The sequence below is a fragment of the Micromonospora sp. DT227 genome (assembly GCF_049841835.1).
In the GTDB taxonomy this organism is placed as follows: domain Bacteria; phylum Actinomycetota; class Actinomycetes; order Mycobacteriales; family Micromonosporaceae; genus Micromonospora.
In genome coordinates, this window is the sequence record NZ_JBNCLA010000017.1 from 37,474 (window position 1) to 54,955 (window position 17,482).

Sequence of the window (17,482 nt, forward strand, 5' to 3'; positions counted from 1 at the left end):
CTCCCCGGGATCGGGGCGCGCCGGCCGTCACCCCGGCGTGGCGGGCGTACGCGCTGCTGACGATCGGTGCGGTCCACCGCAGCATGCGACGCCGGACGGGCGGGAGGGAAGTACCCAATCGTCCGTATCTCGGGTGATCTTATCCGGTTCGTGGAAGTTGCAGGTCACGTCCGCTCCGGCTGGCAGACCGGGCACCAGTAGGTGACCCGCTCGCCCAGCTCCTCCTTGCGGATCGCCGTCCCGCAGCGCCGGCACGGCTGGGCCCGGCGGCCGTAGACGTAACTGGTCCCGCCCCGGCGCAGCACCCCGGTGGTGCTCTGGGTCCAGCGGCCCCGGTTCGCCGCCAGCAGCCGCTGGGCCAGCGCGACGGTGCCGGCCAGGTCGGGCACGTCGCGCACCGGCGTCCACGGCGACACCCCGCGCAGGAACAACACCTCGCACTTGTAGAGGTTGCCCACGCCGGCCAGGTTGCGCTGGTCGAGCAGCGCCTCGCCGATGCTCTGCTCCGGGTGCGCGGCCAGCCGGCGGACCGCCTCAGCCGGGTCCCAGTCCGGGCCGAGCAGGTCCGGACCGAGGTGACCGACGAGCGACTCCTCCTCGGCGGTCGGGATCAGCGCCAGCTCGTGCAGGTGGTAGCCGACCGCGGCCGCGCCGGCGGAGCGGAGCACCACCCGGATCAGGTGCGCCGGTCGGGCCGACCACCGCTCGCCCGGGGCGTACGCCCGCCACGCGCCGTCCATCCGCAGGTGCGAGTGCAGCGTCCGGTCCTCGTCGGCCGGACCGGTGAGGCGCAGCAGCAGGCGCTTGCCGCGGCTGGCCGACTCGCGCACGGTCCAGCCGGTCAGGTCGGTGGTGGCGAGCTGCGGCACGCGGAAGTCCGACCCGGTGAGGCGGGCCCCGGCCAGCGCGCGGTGCAGGACGCGGGCGGTGTTCCAGACGGTGTCACCTTCGGGCACCCCGCCATTGTCGCCTACCGAACGGAATTCGCATGTTTCGCTATCTGCACCGATATTCTTTTTTATGGCGATAGCGGACAGGATCAGGGGGTTCTGAGGAGAAGCCCATGGCCCGAGCCCGTCGTACCGTCATCGCCCTGACCGCCCTGCTCACCGCCACCGCCGGCCTGCCCGCCGCCGCGTCCGCCGCGCCGGCGGGCGCCAGCGGACCCGAACGTTGGTCCGCCGACCTCGCCGTCGCCGGTGGCGACGACGTCAACGTCACCTGGCGCGCCGGCCGCCTGCGGCTGGCCGACCCGCGCCCCACCGCACGCACCCGCCCCGCCGCCGCGTCCGGCCCGGTCGCCGAGGGCATCCTGCTGGCCGCGCCGCGCGCGCTGGACCGGCCCGCCACCCGGGTACGCGCCCGGCTCGCCGCCCGCACCGGCGACGGCGGCACCGCGACGGCCGAGGTACGCGGCTGGCGGGCCGGCGGCTGGACCGAGTGGCGCGACGCCACCGAGGCGGTCTTCGACCAGCCGGTCACCCGGGTCCAGGCGCGCGTCGTGCTGACCGCGCCGGGCACCGCCGCCGAGGCCACCGTGACCGACCTGACGCTCGCCGCCGACCAGGCCGCCACCGCCGCGCCCCAACCCACCGCCGGACGCACCTACCGGGTGTACGCGACCCGGATCGGCCTGGTCGGCGGCGTCACCGCCAACGGGCACGTCGTCGGCGCGCGCGACCACTTCGCGGCGCTGCCCACCCGGCGTGGCCTCTCCCCGAGGGGTGCCGGCGACTACACGGTCAAGGTCTGCACCACCAACGGCAGCCGGTGCGAGTACGCGCCGGTCTGGGACGTCGGCCCGTGGAACACCCGGGACGACTGGTGGAACCCGCCGACCGTCCGGGAGAACTGGCGCGACCTGCCGCAGGGCCGGCCCGAGGCGCAGGCCGCCTACGAGGACGGCTACCACGGCGGGCGGGACCAGTTCGGGCGGGTCGTGCGCAACCCGGCCGGGCTGGACCTGGCCGACGGCACGTTCTGGGACGGGTTGCGGCTCACCGACAACGCGTGGGTGAACGTGACCCTGCTCTGGACCGGGGGCGGGGCGCGGGCAATCGTCGGCTCCGGGCCGCTGACCCTGCGCACCGGGGCGGGCACCTCGTACGCGAGCCGGGGCCTCGCCGCCACCCACGCGCAGGTGCCGGTGCAGTGCTACCTGACCGGCGAGCGCATCGCCGGCACCTACCGCACCACGACCCGGTGGTACCGCCTGGTCGGCGGCACCTACGTCAGCCACGCGTACCTGTCCTCAATCACCGGCCCCCCCGTCCCCCGCTGCTGACCCTGACCCCCCTCCCTCCCTCCCTCCCTCCCTCTCTCCCTCCGTCCCTCCCTCTCTCCCTCCCTCCCTCCCCGGCGATCTTGCACTTGCGGCCCCTCCGGCGCGGCTTTCGGGTCATTTGTCGGGGCACGAACTGCAAGATCGCGGGGAGTCAGGGGGTGGTGACGGTGACCAGGTCGCCGGGGGAGAGGGTGAGGACGTCGGCGGCGCGGCCGGTGTGCACGGCCACGGCCACCAGGCCGGCCGAGTCGACGTAGGCGACCAGCCCGCCGGGAGCGGCGTCGCCGAACGTGCGGCCGTGCACGGCCTCGTGCCCGTTCACCAGCACCCGGGACGGCAGGCCGTCGAGCAGCGGGCCCGGCGCGGCGAGCTGGACGTTGCCGAAGTGGTCGACGGTGAGCACCTCGGCGTCGAACCCGGCGGCCTCCGCCCGGACGACCGGCTCCGGCAGCCGGACCAGGGTGGCCGGGTCGACGGCCGGCCCGGCCCCGGCCGGCGGCGCGCCGAGCGCCAGCCGGGCGGCCACCGGCACGAACACGTCCCGCCCGTGGAAGGTGCGGGACACGGTGGGCGCCAGCCACGCCGGGTTGGTCAGCTCCACCGCGGCGGTCACCCCGCCGAGCGCCTCCGCCGCGGGCAGGAGCAGGCCGTTGTCCGGCCCGACCAGCAACCCCCCGGGCGTGGCCAGCGCGATGCCGCGCCGCTCGGTGCCGACCCCCGGATCGACCACCCCGACGTGCACCCCGACCGGCAGGTACGACACCGTCTGCGCCAGCACCGCAGCGCCCCGGCGGACGTCGCCCGGCGGCACCAGGTGCGTCACGTCGATCACCCGGGCGGTCGGCGCGAGCCGCGCGAGCACCCCGTGGCAGGCCGCGACGAAGCCGTCCGCCAGCCCGTAGTCCGTGGTCAGCGAGACGCACGGCCGGCTCGCCACCGGTGGGCCGTCCGGATGACTCGCCATCGGCTCCTCCTCGTCGTCTCCGGCCACCCTAGCGAGACGTCGCCCCGCCCTCCCGCCGTGGCCGTGCGGTGCCGCCCGGCCCGAACGGTGCCCGCCGATCCGAACGGAGCCGGCCGTGCCGCCAGTCGGTCCGTGCTGAGCCAGCGTGCGGTGCCGGCCGGTCCGGGGCGGGTCAGCCGCGCAGGCGCAGGCCCCGGGGGGTGGCCCGGAACCCGGCCGCGGTGAGCGCGTCGCGCAGCGGGGAGGAGTGCACCGCCTCACCGTCGGCGCGCTCCACCGAGATCGCGCCGAGCGCGCCGGAGTGCACCGCGTCGGCGAGCGCCTTGCCGGCCGCCCCCAACGCGTCGGTGTCGTCGGTGAACGAGAGAATCGTCCGCCCGCCCCGCTCCACATAGAGCACCAGGTCACCGCCGACCAGCACCACCAGCGCGCCCGCCTTGCGCCCGGCCCGGTGACCGGTGGCGGGTGCCGCCCCGTCGCCCGAGTCGACGACCCGGTCCGGCCAGGGCAGCGCCGCGCCGTACGGGTTCGCCGGATCGGTGGCGGCCAGCACCACGGTCGGGCCGCCGCCCCGGTCCCGGCTGTCGTCGGCCAACGCGCGGATCCGGTCGACCGCGCCGGGCACCGCGAACTGGGCCGCGCCCAGGCCCTCGACGAAGTAGCCGCGTCGGGCCGCCCCGCGCTCCTCCAACGCCGACAGCACCGGGTAGACGGCGGCGAAACCACCTGTCACCTGCTCCGCCACCACCGCGCCCCGGGTCACCACCCCGTGCCGCTCCAGCAGCAGGTCGGCCAGGGCGGCGGCCCGACGGGTCGGGTCCAGGTCGCGTTCCGGCAGCCGGGACCAGCGGCCGGCCATGGTCGGCGGGCCGCCCCGGCTGGGCAGCGCCACCCGACCGGGCCGGCGGTAGCGGGTGCGCGGCGCCGCCGGCCGGGACCGGTGCGCCCCACCCGCGCCCAACGCGGCCCGCAGCGGCGCGAGCGTGTCGTTGGTCAGGTGGCCGGCCCAGACCAGGTCCCACACCACGGCCGACAACGCGGCGTCGTCGGTGGCGCCGACCCGGTCGGAGAGCGAACGGAAGAACAGCGCCTGCCCGTCGCCGAGCGCGTCGAGCACGGACTCGTGCAGCGGGGTGAGCGTCAACGCCTCGTCCGGTGGCGGCAGCAGCAGCGGCGCGACATCGGCGTACGCCAGCGTCACCCACCCGTCGCCGCCGGAGATCGCGCCGGCGCCGGCCCAGACCACCTCGCCGCTGGCGCACAGCTCGTCGAGCTGGGCCGGCGAGTAGTCGGCGACCCGGGCCGGCAACACCAGACGCTCCAGCGCGGACGCCGGCACGGTGGTGCCCTGCAGCTGCTCCACGGCGGCGGCGACCGCCTCGACGCCCCGGGCCGACGAGCCGACCTGCTGCCAGCGGGGCAGGAACGCGGCCAGCGCCCGGGGCGGCACCGGCTCGATCTCCCGGCGCAGCGCCGCCAGGGAACGGCGGCGCAGCAGGCGCAGCACCTCCGCGTCGCACCACTGGGTGCCCACGCTGTCCGGCGCGAACTCGCCGGAGACCACCCGACCGGTCGCCGACAGCCGGCGCAGCGCCTGCTCGACCACGAACACCCCGAGCCCGAACCGGGCGGCGCAGGTGGCCGCCGCGAACGGCCCGTGGGTGCGCGCGTACCGGGCGACCAGGTCGCCGAGCGGATCGGCCACCGGCGCGAGGTGGGCCTCGGCCACTCCCACCGGCAGCGCCACCCCGAGCGCGTCGCGCAGCCGGGCGGCGTCCTCGACGATCACCCAGCGGTCCTCGCCGGCGACCCGGACCCGCAGCACCCGGCGGGCCGCCGCCAGCTCCACCGGCCACGCCTCCGGCACCCCGCGTTCGGCCAGCTCGGCCGGGCTCAGGTCGCCGACCACCCGGAGCAGCTCGACCACGTCCTCGGCGTCGCGGGGCCGCCGCTGCTCGGTGCGCCACCGCAACTGCCGCTCGGTCTCGGCGAGCACCGCCGGGTCGAGCAGCTCCCGCAGGTCGACCCGACCGAGCAGCTCGCCGAGCAGCCCGGAGTCGAGCGCCAGCGCGGCGGCCCGCCGCTCGGCCAGCGGCGCGTCGCCCTCGTAGAGGAACGCCCCGACGTACCCGAACAGCAGCGACCTGGCGAACGGGGACGGGCGTTCGGACTCCACCTCGACCAGGCGCACCTTGCGGGCGGCCAGGTCGCGCATCAGCCCGCCCAGGGCCGGCTGGTCGAAGACGTCCTGGAGGCACTCCCGGGCGGCTTCCAGGGTGACCGGGAAGTCGGCGTACTCGCGGGCCACGTCGAGCAGTTGCGCGGCGCGCTGGCGTTGCGCCCAGAGCGGCTGCCGGCGGCGCGGGTCGCGGCGGGGCAGCAGCAACGACCGGGCCGCACACTCGCGGAACCGGGCGGCGAACAGCGCCGACGTGCCGACCGACTCCTCGACGAGCTGGGCGATCTCGTCCGGCTCGAAGACCACCACGTCCGCGCCGGGCGGCTCCTCGGCGGTGTCCGGCAGCCGCACCACGATGCCGTCGTCGGAGGGCATGACCTGGGCGTCCACGCCGTAGCGTTCGGCCAGCCGGCGGCCGATGGCGAGCGCCCACGGGCCGTTGACCCGGGCGCCGAGCACCGAGTGCACGGCGAGCCGCCAGTCGCCCAGCTCGTCCCGGAAGCGCTCGACCACCACCGTCCGGTCGTCGGGCAGCGACCGGGTGGCCGCCTTCTGCTCGCGCAGGTACGTCATCAGGTTGCCGGCGGCCCAGTCGTCCAGCCCGCCGGCGCGCAGCGCCGCCACCGCGTCGGCGTCGGACTGTCGCAGCAGCGCCCGGACCCGGGCGCCGATCGCGCGGCCCAGCTCGACCGGCCGGCCGAGCTGGTCGCCCTTCCAGAACGGCATCCGGGCGGCCTGCCCCGGCGCGGGGGAGACCAGCACCCGGTCGGGGGTGATCTCCTCGATGCGCCAGGACGACGAGCCGAGCAGGAACACGTCGCCGACGCGCGACTCGTAGACCATCTCCTCGTCCAGCTCGCCGACCCGCGCGGCCCGCTCGGCCCCGGCCAGGAAGACGCCGAACAGCCCCCGGTCGGGAATGGTGCCGCCGCTGGTCACCGCGAGCCGCTGGGCGCCGGGCCGGCCGGTCAGCACGTCGGTGGCGCGGTCCCAGACCAGCCGGGGGCGCAGCTCGGCGAAGGCGGTGGACGGGTAGCGGCCGGAGAGCATGTCGAGCACCGCGTGCAGCGCCGAGTCGGGCAGCTCGGCGAAGGGCGCCGCGCGCCGCACCAGCACGGCCAGGTCGCCGAGCGGCCACGGCTCCAACGCCACCATCGCGACGATCTGCTGGGCCAGCACGTCGAGCGGGTTGCGCGGGTAGTGCAGCTCCTCGATCGCGCCCTCGCCCATCCGCTCGGCGACCACCGTGCAGGAGAGCAGGTCGCCGCGGTGCTTGGGGAAGACCACGCCCCGGGAGACGGCGCCGACCTGGTGCCCGGCCCGGCCCACCCGTTGCAGCCCGGCCGCGACGCTCGGCGGCGCCTCGATCTGCACCACCAGGTCGACCGCGCCCATGTCGATGCCCAGCTCCAGGCTGGAGGTGGCCACCACGGCGGGGAGCTGCCCGGACTTGAGCGCCTCCTCGATGTGCTTGCGCTCCTCCCGGGAGACGCTGCCGTGGTGCGCCCGCGCGATCACCGACGGCGCGCCGGTCGCGGCCCCGGACTGCGCCATCACCTCGGCCGGCTGCCGGGGCGCGCGCACCGGCCCGGCCCGGTCGCCGGCCGGCGGGCCGTCGACGCCGGGCAACAGCTCGGATACGCGCACCGGCTCCCCGCCCCGGGCCACGCGGCTGCCCTCCGGGGCGGACGCCGCCTCCGCCTCCTCGGCGGCCAGCTCGTTGAGGCGGGCACAGAGCCGCTCCGCCCCCCGCCGGGAGTTGGTGAACACGATCGTGGACCGGTGCGTGCGGATCAACGCGAGCACCCGCTCCTCGACGGCCGGCCAGATCGAGGGCCGGCGCGGGCCGAGCCCGCCCAGCTCGTCCTCCGGGGGGTCCTGCTCGTCGAGGCGGGTCATGTCCTCCACCGGGACCTGGACGCTGACCTCGATGGTCTTGTCGGCCGGCGGTTGCACCACGTCGACCGGGCGGGCGCCGCCGAGGAAGCGGGCGCAGACGTCGATCGGGCGCACCGTGGCGGACAGCCCGATCCGTTGGGCGGGCCGCTCCAGCAGCGCGTCGAGGCGTTCCAGGGAGAGCGCCAGGTGGGCGCCGCGCTTCGTGCCGGCCACCGCGTGCACCTCGTCGACGATCACCGTGTCCACCCCGCGCAGCGAGTCGCGGGCGGCGGAGGTGAGCAGCAGGAACAGCGACTCGGGCGTGGTGATGAGGACGTCCGGCGGGGTGCGGGCGAAGGCCCGCCGCTCGTCGGCCGGGGTGTCGCCGGTGCGCATGCCGACGGTGATGTCGGGCGGGGCGAGCGCGAGCCGGGTGGCGGCCTGCCGGATGCCGATGAGCGGGGTCCGCAGGTTGCGCTCCACGTCGACGGCGAGCGCCTTGAGTGGGCTGACGTAGAGCACCCGGCACCGCCGCCGGGGGTCGGCCGGCGGTGGCTCCTTGCCCAGCCGGTCGAGCGACCAGAGGAACGCCGCGAGCGTCTTGCCGGAGCCGGTCGGGGCGACCACGAGCGCGTGGTGACCGGCGGCGATCGAGCGCCAGGCGCCCGCCTGGGCCGGCGTGGGCGCGGCGAACGCCGCGGTGAACCACTCCCGGGTCGCCGCGCCGAACTCCGCCAGCACCCCGTCGGCCGGGGCCACCTCGTCCGCCACGGCACCATCCTGCCCCGCCGGTACGACATCCGGCCCGTCGCCGGGGTGGTTCCGTACCGGGCGGACAATTGACGCGACGAATAAGGGATTTGTTCCGTTAAGTCTCACTTAACTGCTTGCTTGCGGCATGCAACATAAAGTAACTTCACTCGCAACGTGGCGTGGGTGGAGGCGTGGATGACCGTTGAGGAGCGAGGCTCTCGACCCGGCACCGACGTGCTCATCCGCAAGGTCGACAGCCGGCTCGCCTCGCTCCGCGCCGGTCTGCACGGCCCCGAGCTGGAGCTGGCCGAGGAGCTGGCCGAGCGCCTCCGTGAGCTGGTCGTCGCCACCGCCCGGTCCAGCGCCGCCGACCGCGCCCTGGTCCGCGCCGCGGTGCACTACTTCGTGCTGCGCCGGGAGAGCCGCGACACCCGGCTCCCGGTCCGCTCCCTCGCCGCCGCCCAGCGCGTGGTGGACCGGGCCGCCCGCCAGCTCAACCACCCGGCCCAGCCCGGCGACCCCCGCCGAAACCCGCCCCGCTTCCCCTGACCGCGCAAGGCGGGTGGGTTTCGGGGAAAACGGCGCGGCGGGTGGGGAAGTGGCGTGTGATCGGTCGTACCCGCAGCGTGCCCCCGCGCTGTACCTCGACCGGGAGTACGTGTGCTCGTCCTGCTGATCCTGCACCTGGTGGCGGCGCTGCTCGCCCCGCTGCTGGTCCGCAGGTGGGGCCCGCGCGCCTGCCTGCTGCTGGCGCTCGCCCCGGCGGCCACGGCCGGCTGGGCGGTGGCGCACACCGGCGCGGTACGCCACGGCGGCGCGGTGGTCGAGACGTACCCCTGGATCCGGCAGCTCCGGTTCGACCTGGCCCTGCGGGTCACCACGCTGTCCTGGCTGATGATGCTGCTGGTCGGCGGCGTCGGTGCGCTGGTGCTTGTCTACTCCGCCCGCTACTTCCCGCCCGGCTCGGTCGGCCTGGCCCGGTTCGCCGCCGTGCTTGTCGCGTTCGCCGGCGCGATGCTCGGCCTCGTCGTCGCCGACGACCTGCTGCTGCTCTACGTCTTCTGGGAGCTGACCACCGTCTTCTCCTACCTGCTGATCGGGCACAGCACCGAACGCCGGGCCAGCCGGTGGGCCGCCGCCCAGGCGCTCACCGTCACCACGCTGGGCGGCCTGGCCATGCTGGTCGGCTTCCTGCTGCTCGGCCACCACGCCGGCAGCTACCGCTGGTCGGCGGTGGCCGCCGCGCCGCTGCCCGGCGGCGGGTACCTGGCCACCGCCGTGCTGCTCGTCCTGGCCGGCGCGCTGGCCAAGTCCGCGGTGTTCCCGTTCAACGCCTGGCTGCCGGTGGCGATGGCGGCGCCGACACCGGTCAGCGCGTACCTGCACGCGGCGGCGATGGTGAAGGCCGGCATCTTCCTGATCGGGCTGCTCGGCCCGACGCTCGCCCCGGCCGGACCGTGGCGGCCGGTCACCGTGGTCGCCGGGCTGGTCACGCTGGTCGGCGGCGGCTGGGCGGCGCTGCGGCAGAGCGACCTGAAGCTGCTGCTGGCGTACGGCACGGTCAGCCAGCTCGGCCTGCTGGCGGTGGCGTTCGGGGCGGGCACCCCGGCCGCGGCGCTGGCCGGGGTCGCCCTGCTGACCGCGCACGCGCTGTTCAAGGCCGCGCTCTTCCTCGTCGTCGGCATCCTCGACCACGCCACGGGCAGCCGGGACCTGCGGGACCTGTCCGGCGTGGGTCGGGCCGCGCCGCTGCTGGCCACCGTCGCCGCGCTGGCCGCCGCGTCGATGGCCGGCGTCCCGCCGCTGCTCGGCTTCGTGGCCAAGGAAGGCGTGCTGGCCGCGTTCACCGACCGGCCGTGGGTGCTGGTGGTGCTGGTCGCCGGCAGCGCGTTGACGGTGGGCTACAGCATCCGCTTCCTGTGGGGCGCGTTCGGCACCCGGCCCGGGGTCCGGGACACCGTGCTGGACCGACCACCCGCGGCGATGCTCGGGCCCCCGGCGCTGCTGGCCGTGGCCGGGCTCGCCGCCGGCCTGGCCGCCGGCTGGCTGGGCGGCCTGCTCCAGCCGTACGCCGAGCTGTTCGGCCCGGTCGAGGAGCATCTGGCGCTCTGGCACGGACCCACCGGGGCGCTCGGCCTCTCCGCGCTGGTGCTGGCCGGCGGCGTGCTGCTGCACCTGCTCCGCGGCCCGCTCGCCCCCGCGCTGGCCCGGCTGCGCTCGCCGGTGACCGGCAGCCAGGGTTACGAGTGGGTGATCCACCGGTTCGACCGGCTCGCCATCGAGGTCACCGGCGCCACCCAGCGTGGCTCACTGCCGCAGTACCTCGGCACCGTGCTGCTCGCCCTGGTGGTCGTGCCGGGCGGGGCGATGGTGGCCACCGCGCCGTGGCGGGTCGAGCTGGCGCCCTGGGACACCCCGACCCAACTGGTGGTCTGCGTGGTGATCGCGGTCGCGGCGGTGCTCGCGGTGGACGCGCGTCGCCGGCTCACCGCCATGCTGCTGGTCGGCGTGACCGGATACGGCACCGCGATGATGTTCGTCCTCTACGGCGCGCCGGACCTGGCGCTCACCCAGTTCCTGGTGGAGACCGCTACCATCGCCGTCTTCGTGCTGGTGCTGCGCCGGCTGCCGGAACGCTTCTCGGCCCGTCCGCTGCGCCGCAGCCGGTGGCTGCGGCGAGGCATCGGCGTCGCCGCCGGCCTGGTGATGGCCGGTCTGGCGCTGACCGCGGCCGGTGCCCGCCGGGCGCCGTCGATCTCCGCGGCGTTCCCCGACCTCGCGGTCGCGCAGGGGTACGGCCGCAACGTCGTCAACGTGACGCTCGTGGACATCCGGGCCTGGGACACCATGGGCGAGATCTCGGTGCTGGTGGTGACCGCGACCGGGGTGGCCAGCCTGATCTTCGAGCGCTCCCGCACCGGGCCGCGCCCGCGCCGTCCCCGCCCGGCGGTGCCGCGCCCCGGCCGCACGGTCTGGCTGCGCGGCGGGCAGACGCTGCACGAGCGGCGGCGGTCGATCGTGTTCGAGGTGGTCACCCGGCTGATCTTCCACACCGTGCTGCTCTTCTCGCTGTTCCTGCTCTTCTCCGGGCACAACGCGCCGGGCGGCGGGTTCTCCGGCGGGCTGGTCGCCGGCCTCGCGCTGACCCTGCGCTACCTGGCCGGCGGGCGGTACGAGCTGGCCGAGGCCGCGCCGGTGGGCGCCGGCATGGTGCTCGGTGCCGGCCTGGCGGTCTCGGTCGGCAGCGGCGTGCTCGGCCTGGTGCTCAGCGGCGAGGTGCTGCAGAGCGTCAAGGTGGACCTGTGGCTGCCGCTGATCGGCCACTTCTACCTGGTCACGTCGCTCTTCTTCGACATCGGTGTCTATCTGGTGGTGGTCGGGCTGGTGCTGGACATCCTGCGCAGCCTGGGTGCCGAGGTGGACCGGCACGTCGAGGCGGCCGGCGAGCCGGGCCGTGGCCTGACGGTCCGGCGTGAGGGGCCGGGCGCGTGACGGGGCCGACGCTGGTGCTGGTGCTGGCGGTCGGGGTGCTCGTCGCCACCGGCGTCACGCTGCTGCTGGAACGCAGCCTGACCCGGATCCTGCTCGGCGTCATCCTGCTCGGCAACGGGGTGAACCTGCTCATCCTGCTCGGCGGCCGGTCCGGCGCCGCCCCGCTGGTCGGTACCGCGCCGACCGACGACATGAGCGACGCCCTGCCGCAGGCCATGGTGCTCACCGCCGTGGTGATCACGTTCGGGCTGACCGCGTTCCTGCTCGCGGTCGCCTACCGGAGCTGGTACACCAGCGGCGACGACGAGGTGCAGGACGACCTGGAGGACCGGCAGACCGTCCGGCTGGCCGAACGCAACGAGGTGGCCACCGCGGACCTCGGCGGCGACGGCCCGGACGGCGACCCGGAACAGGTCGACCCGGAGCCGGCCCGCCGCCGGCTGCGCCGGAACGAGGAATCGTGAGCGCGAGGAGTGAGCCGGGTTCGCGAGCCCCGCAGTCGCGAAGGAAGGCGGCGCGGTGAGCGCGAGGAGTGAGCCGGGTTCGCGAGCCCCGCAGTCGCGAAGGAAGGCGGCACCGTGAGTGGGCTGGTGCCGCTGCCGGTGGTGGTGCCGCTGCTCGGCGCGGCGCTCACCCTCATGCTGACCGGCCGGCCCCGGTTGCAGCGCTCGATCAGCGTGCTCTGCGTGGCCGGCGTGCTGCTGGTCGCGGTGGTGCTGCTGGTCCAGGCGTACCGGTACGGGCCGGTGGTGGTGCGCGTCGGCGGGTGGCCGGCGCCGGTCGGCATCGTGCTGGTCGCCGACCAGTTGGCGGCGCTCATGGTGGTGGTCTCCTCGGCGGTCACACTCTGCGTGCTGCTCTACTCGATCGGCCAGGGTCGGGCGGAGACCGGCGAGACCGCGCCGGTGAGCATCTTCCACCCCACCTACCTGGTGCTCACCGCCGGCGTGACGAACGCGTTCCTGGCCGGGGACCTGTTCAACCTGTTCGTCGGCTTCGAGATCCTGCTGGCCGCGAGCTTCGTGCTGATCACGCTGGGCGGCACCGAGGTGCGGCTGCGCACCGGCTCGACGTACGTGGTGGTCAGCATCCTGTCGTCGCTGCTCTTCCTGTCCGCCGTCGGGCTGGTGTACGCGGCCACCGGCACGCTGAACATGGCGCAGCTCGCCGGCCGGCTGGACGCGCTGCCCGCCGGCGTACGCCTGGCGTTGCAGCTCATGCTGCTGCTCGCGTTCGGCATCAAGGCGGCGGTCTTCCCGGTCTCCGCCTGGCTGCCGGACAGCTATCCGACCGCGCCCGCGCCGGTGACCGCGGTCTTCGCCGGCCTGCTGACCAAGGTCGGCGTGTACGCGATCATCCGCACCGAGACGCTGCTCTTCCCCGGCGGCCAGGTCGACGGGCTGCTGATGGTGGTGGCCGGCCTGACCATGGTGGTGGGCGTCCTGGGCGCGGTGGCGCAGTCGGACATGAAGCGGCTCTTCTCCTTCACGCTGGTCAGCCACATCGGCTACATGATCTTCGGGGTGGCGTTGAGCAGCGTCGCCGGTCTGTCCGGCGCGATCTTCTACGTGGTGCACCACATCACCGTCCAGACCACGCTCTTCCTGGTCGCCGGCCTGGTCGAGGAACGCGCCGGCAGCACCGACCTGCGGCGGCTCGGCGGGCTGGCGCGGGTCACCCCGGTGGTCGCGGTGCTCTTCTTCGTCCCGGCGATGAACCTGGCCGGCATCCCGCCGTTCTCCGGCTTCCTCGGCAAGCTCGGCCTGCTCCAGGCCGGCGTGGCGGCCGGTGGCGCGCTGCCCGCCGTGCTGGTCGGCGCCGGCACGCTGACCAGCCTGCTGACGCTCTACGTGGCGTCCCGGGTGTGGAACATCGCGTTCTGGCGGGCGCCGCGGCTGGCCACCACCACGCCGGACGCCCGGCTGCCCGGCCTGATGGTCGGCGCCACCGCCGCGCTCGTCGCGCTCGGTGTGCTGCTCACGCTGGTCGCCGGCCCGCTGTTCCAGGTCACCGCGGACGCCGCCGCCGACCTGCGCCAACGCACCCCGTACGTGCGAGCCGTGCTGCCCCGGGACGTGCCGTGACCGCCGACCCGGGCCCGGACCGGGGCGGCGCGGCGCCGGGCGGCGACCCGCCGACGGTGGGTCGCGGCGGCCGTCGGCGCGACCAGGCCGTCGCGCTCGGCTGGCTGGTCGTGGCCTGGCTGCTGCTCTGGGGCGACGTCTCCTGGGGCAATGTGCTCACCGGCCTGGCGATCGGCGCGGCGGTGCTGTTCTTCTTCCCGCTGCCGTCGGTCACCTTCGGCGGGCGGCTGCGCCCGGGGCCGCTGCTGGTGCTCGCCGGCACGTTCGTCGGGGAGCTGGTCAGCGCCAGCGTGCACGTCGCCGCCGTCGCGTTGCGCCCCGGATACCGGCCGCGCGGCGGGATCATCGCGGTCCCGCTGCGGGTCCGCACCGACCTCAACCTGGCGCTCACCGCCGAGGTGATCTCGCTGGTGCCGGGCACCCTGATCCTCGACATCGACCGCACGCGGGGCGTGCTCTACGTGCACGTGCTCGACGTGCGCGGCCCCGAGGACCTGACCGGCAGCCGCGACCGTGTGCTCGCCGTCGAACGGCGCATCGTCCGCGCCGTCGGCTCTCCCACCGAGGTACGCCAGCTCGACACCGAACCCGTCGAACGGAGGAACCACCCGTGACCGTCCTGCTCGCCGTCGCGCTGACCGTACTGCTCTCGGCCACCGCGCTGCTCGCCCTGACCCGGATCTACCGTGGCCCGTCCCTGCTCGACCGCATCGTCGGCGCCGACCTGCTGCTCGCCGCCATGCTCGGCGCGGTGGGGGCGGAGGCGGCGGTGAACCGGCACGCCACCACGCTGCCCGTGCTGGTGGTGCTCTCCCTGCTCGGCTTCGTGGGCTCGGTCTCCCTGGTCCGCTTCGCCGTCCGGGCCGAATCGTGACGGTCGTGGCGGACTGGGTGGGTGGGTTCCTGCTGCTGGGCGGCGCGCTGCTGAGCCTGGTCGCCGGCATCGGGCTGGTGCGCTTCCCGGACACGCTGGACCGGATGCACGCCGCCACGAAACCGCAGGTGCTTGGCGTGCTGCTGTTGCTGGGCGGGCTGGCGTTGCGGCTGCGTACCGGCTCGGACCTGGGCATGCTGGCGCTGGTGGCGATCTTCCAGCTCTCCACCGCGCCGGTCGCCGCGCAGATGATCGGACGGGCCGCCTACCGGTCCGGGCGGGTCGACCGGTCGCTGCTCGACGTCGACGAGCTGGCCGGACACTGAGAACCGGACGCGGGGGAGGCTTTTCGGCACCTTCAGCGAGCATCCAGCGGGCACCGATAAAATGGGCCGCATGATCGACTCTCCTGCCCCGGAGGGCAGCAGTAGCCGGCCGGGTCGTACCCGGCATCTTCCCTCCCCGACGACCCCGGGAGCCCTGAACCTCCCGTGTTGATCCTCGTCGGTCTCCTTCTCATCACCGTGCTCACCGCCGCCACCGGTTACTTCGTGGCGCAGGAGTTCGGTTACGTCGCCGTGGACCGCGGCAAGCTCAAGCAACTCGCCGACGGTGGCGACCGCGCCGCCGCCCGCGCCCTGGAGGTGACCGGGCGGCTCTCCTTCATGCTCTCCGGCGCCCAGCTCGGCATCACCGTGACCGCCCTGCTGGTCGGTTACGTCGCCGAGCCGTACCTGGGCGCCGGGCTGGCCGACCTGCTCGGCGTGGCCGGCGTGTCCGGCGCGCTGGCGCTGCCGCTGTCGGTGGCGTTGGCCCTGGTCATCGCCACCGTCGTGCAGATGGTCCTGGGTGAGCTGGCCCCGAAGAACCTGGCCATCGCCCGGGCCGTGCCACTGGCCCGGGCGCTGTCCCGGTCCACCCTGATCTACCTGCGGATCGCCGGTCCGCTGATCACGCTCTTCGACCGGGCCGCCGTGCGGCTGCTCCGCCGGGTCGGCATCGAGCCGATCGAGGAGCTGCCCAGCGGCGCCACCCCGGCCGACCTGGAACAGATCATCGCCGAGTCGCGCGAGGAGGGGCACCTCGACGCGGAGATGTCCGACCTGCTCGACCGGGGGCTCGACTTCCGGGGGCTGACCGCCGGCGAGGCCATGGTGCCCCGGGTCGACGTGCACACCGTCCGGGCCGACGAGCCGGTCAGCCGGATCGTCGAGATGCTCGACACCGGCCACTCCCGGTTCCCGGTGCGCGGCGCCGAGGGCGTCGACGACCTGATCGGCGTGGTCGGCATCGCCGACGTGCTGGGCGTGCCGCCGGCCGAGCGGGCGCGTACCCGGATCGACGCGGTGGCCGTACCCCCGTTGCTGGTGCCGGAGACGCTGCCGCTGCCGACGGTGCTGGACCGGCTCCGGTCCGGGCACCGGCAGCTCGCCTGCGTGGTCGACGAGTACGGCGGGTTCGCCGGCGTGATCACGCTGGAGGACCTCGCCGAGGAACTGGTCGGGCCGATCCGCGACGAGGACGACCCGCCGGACCGCGCGCCGGCCCGGCAGGAGGACGGCTCCTGGGTGGTGCCGGCCCGCTGGCGGATCGACGAGGTCGCCGACAGCACCGGCATCGAACTGCCCGAGGCGCCGGAGTACGACACGCTCTCCGGCCTGGTGATGCGGGAGTTGGGTCGGGTCCCCGAGGTGGGGGACCGGCTGGAGATCGCGTCCGTCGGTGACGGCGACGAGCCGGGGCGCCGGGTGCTGGTCGAGGTGCTGGCCGTGGACCGGCACGTGGCCGACTCGGTCCGCCTCCGGACGACCGCCGGCGTGCCCGGGGAGGGTGCGGCATGAGCCCCGGTTTCGCGTTGATCTTCTCCGTGGTGCTGCTGGCGCTCAACGGGTTCTTCGTGGCGGCCGAGTTCGCGCTCGTCGCCGCCAAGCGGTACCGGCTGGAGCAGTCGGCGGCCGGTGGTGGCCGGGCGGCCCGCGCGGCGCTGGACGGCGTCCGCGAGCTGAGCCTGATGCTGGCCGGCGCGCAGCTCGGCATCACGCTGTGCACGCTGGGCCTCGGCGCGTTGGCCGAGCCGGCCATCGAGCATCTGCTCAGCCCGCTGCTGCACGCGGTCGGCCTGCCCGACGCGGCGAGCCACGTGGTGGCGCTGGTGTTCGCGCTGGGCCTGGTGACGTTCCTGCACCTGGTGGTCGGCGAGATGGCGCCGAAGTCGTGGGCGATCACCGACGCGGAGCGCTCGGCGATGCTGCTGGCGCTGCCGTTCCGGGCGTTCGCCCGGATCGCCCGCCCGGTGCTGTCGCTGCTGAACGGGCTGGCCAACGCGATGCTGCGGCTGGTCGGCGTGCAGCAGCAGGACCAGCTCGCCCAGGTGCACGGCCCGGACGAGCTGCGCATCCTGCTGGAGCAGTCCCGGGAGCACGGGCTGCTCGGCGCCGAGCAGCACCAGTTGCTGACCAGCATGCTGGAGTTGCAGGGCACCACGGTGGCCCAGGTGATGGAGCCGTTCGACAAGATCGTCACGGTCCGCCGGGACGACACCGCCGAACGGATCGAGCACGTCTCCCGGGACAGCGGCCGGTCCCGCCTCGCCGTGGTCGACAGCGGTGGCGAGGTCTGCGGCCTGGTGCACGTCCGGGAGGCGGTGCGCGCGGTGACCACCGGCCGGGCGGCGACCGCCGAGGAGCTGATGACGAACGCGTTCACGCTGCCGGCCGAGTCGTCCGTGTCCGAGGCGGTGGCGGCGATGCGGGGCCGACAGGCCCAGCTCGCGTTGGTCCGCAACGGTGGTGGCCCGACCCGGCCGATCGGCTTCGTCGCGCTGGAGGACCTCCTGGAGGAGGTCATCGGCGAGTTCGACGACGAGACCGACCCGGTCCCGAGGGGCCGCCGCCTCCGCTGACTGTGAGCATGGCGGGGTCGGTTCAGCGGTGGTGAGCTGATAGCTGGCAGCAGTGGGTGTGACTCTTCGTCT

General features: G+C 75.1%; 13 protein-coding genes. 10 read left to right on the forward strand and 3 right to left on the reverse strand.

Features of this window, described 5'->3' with window-relative positions:
* Window positions 1–164 precede the first annotated feature (164 nt).
* A complete protein-coding gene (locus ACLQ2W_RS32235; RefSeq protein WP_425791470.1) occupies window positions 165–956 on the reverse strand; it encodes a DNA-formamidopyrimidine glycosylase family protein in 792 nt (263 codons plus the stop codon).
* Window positions 957–1,063: 107 nt separating this feature from the next.
* Between ACLQ2W_RS32235 and ACLQ2W_RS32240 the strand changes: the two genes are divergently transcribed.
* Window positions 1,064–2,284, forward strand: a complete 1,221-nt coding sequence (locus ACLQ2W_RS32240; protein ID WP_425791472.1) for a hypothetical protein — start codon at window positions 1,064–1,066, stop codon at window positions 2,282–2,284.
* A gap of 151 nt (window positions 2,285–2,435) precedes the next feature.
* Here ACLQ2W_RS32240 and ACLQ2W_RS32245 read toward each other — a convergent pair whose 3' ends face one another.
* A complete protein-coding gene (locus tag ACLQ2W_RS32245) occupies window positions 2,436–3,221 on the reverse strand; it encodes an SAM hydrolase/SAM-dependent halogenase family protein (RefSeq protein ID WP_425791493.1) in 786 nt (261 codons plus the stop codon).
* A gap of 199 nt (window positions 3,222–3,420) precedes the next feature.
* Window positions 3,421–8,076 carry an Lhr family helicase gene (locus tag ACLQ2W_RS32250; RefSeq protein ID WP_425791474.1) on the reverse strand — a complete coding sequence of 1,552 codons (4,656 nt, stop codon included), beginning with the start codon at window positions 8,074–8,076 and terminating at the stop codon, window positions 3,421–3,423.
* A 177-nt stretch (window positions 8,077–8,253) separates the two neighbouring features.
* Here ACLQ2W_RS32250 and ACLQ2W_RS32255 point away from each other — a divergent pair, with 177 nt between their 5' ends.
* The 9 genes from ACLQ2W_RS32255 (at window position 8,254) to ACLQ2W_RS32295 (ending at window position 17,410) form a co-directional block, all read left to right on the forward strand.
* A complete protein-coding gene (locus tag ACLQ2W_RS32255; protein ID WP_425791476.1) occupies window positions 8,254–8,607 on the forward strand; it encodes a hypothetical protein in 354 nt (117 codons plus the stop codon).
* Between the two features lie 111 nt (window positions 8,608–8,718).
* The gene (locus ACLQ2W_RS32260; RefSeq protein ID WP_425791478.1) at window positions 8,719–11,550 is read left to right on the forward strand and encodes a Na+/H+ antiporter subunit A; all 2,832 of its coding nucleotides are present in this window, start codon (window positions 8,719–8,721) and stop codon (window positions 11,548–11,550) included.
* Complete coding sequence (locus tag ACLQ2W_RS32265) at window positions 11,547–12,014, forward strand: Na(+)/H(+) antiporter subunit C (protein ID WP_425791480.1); 468 nt, start codon at window positions 11,547–11,549, stop codon at window positions 12,012–12,014. The genes ACLQ2W_RS32260 and ACLQ2W_RS32265 overlap by 4 nt, the downstream gene beginning before the upstream one ends.
* A gap of 114 nt (window positions 12,015–12,128) precedes the next feature.
* The gene (locus tag ACLQ2W_RS32270) at window positions 12,129–13,634 is read left to right on the forward strand and encodes a Na+/H+ antiporter subunit D (protein ID WP_425791482.1); all 1,506 of its coding nucleotides are present in this window, start codon (window positions 12,129–12,131) and stop codon (window positions 13,632–13,634) included.
* Entirely contained in the window at window positions 13,631–14,248 is a 618-nt protein-coding gene (locus ACLQ2W_RS32275) for a Na+/H+ antiporter subunit E (protein ID WP_425791484.1), read from the forward strand. The genes ACLQ2W_RS32270 and ACLQ2W_RS32275 overlap by 4 nt, the downstream gene beginning before the upstream one ends.
* Window positions 14,245–14,508 (forward strand): monovalent cation/H+ antiporter complex subunit F, encoded by a 264-nt coding sequence (locus ACLQ2W_RS32280; RefSeq protein WP_107156066.1) that lies wholly within the window; start codon window positions 14,245–14,247, stop codon window positions 14,506–14,508. The genes ACLQ2W_RS32275 and ACLQ2W_RS32280 overlap by 4 nt, the downstream gene beginning before the upstream one ends.
* On the forward strand, window positions 14,505–14,834 hold the full coding sequence (gene mnhG, locus ACLQ2W_RS32285; RefSeq protein WP_425791486.1) for a monovalent cation/H(+) antiporter subunit G: 330 nt from the start codon (window positions 14,505–14,507) through the stop codon (window positions 14,832–14,834). Before ACLQ2W_RS32280 ends, mnhG begins: the two co-directional genes overlap by 4 nt.
* A 165-nt stretch (window positions 14,835–14,999) precedes the next feature.
* Window positions 15,000–16,349 carry a hemolysin family protein gene (locus tag ACLQ2W_RS32290; protein ID WP_425791488.1) on the forward strand — a complete coding sequence of 450 codons (1,350 nt, stop codon included), beginning with the start codon at window positions 15,000–15,002 and terminating at the stop codon, window positions 16,347–16,349.
* Window positions 16,346–17,410, forward strand: coding sequence for a hemolysin family protein (locus ACLQ2W_RS32295; RefSeq protein ID WP_425791490.1), 1,065 nt, complete (start codon window positions 16,346–16,348; stop codon window positions 17,408–17,410). Before ACLQ2W_RS32290 ends, ACLQ2W_RS32295 begins: the two co-directional genes overlap by 4 nt.
* Window positions 17,411–17,482 lie beyond the last annotated feature (72 nt).

What these genes read in the sequence shown, in the direction of transcription:
- ACLQ2W_RS32240 (WP_425791472.1), top strand. Translation starts at nt 1,064, where the DNA reads ATGGCCCGAGCCCGTCGTACCGTCATCGCCCTGACCGCCCTGCTCACC.
- ACLQ2W_RS32255 (WP_425791476.1), top strand. Translation starts at nt 8,254, where the DNA reads ATGACCGTTGAGGAGCGAGGCTCTCGACCCGGCACCGACGTGCTCATC.
- ACLQ2W_RS32295 (WP_425791490.1), top strand. Translation starts at nt 16,346, where the DNA reads ATGAGCCCCGGTTTCGCGTTGATCTTCTCCGTGGTGCTGCTGGCGCTC.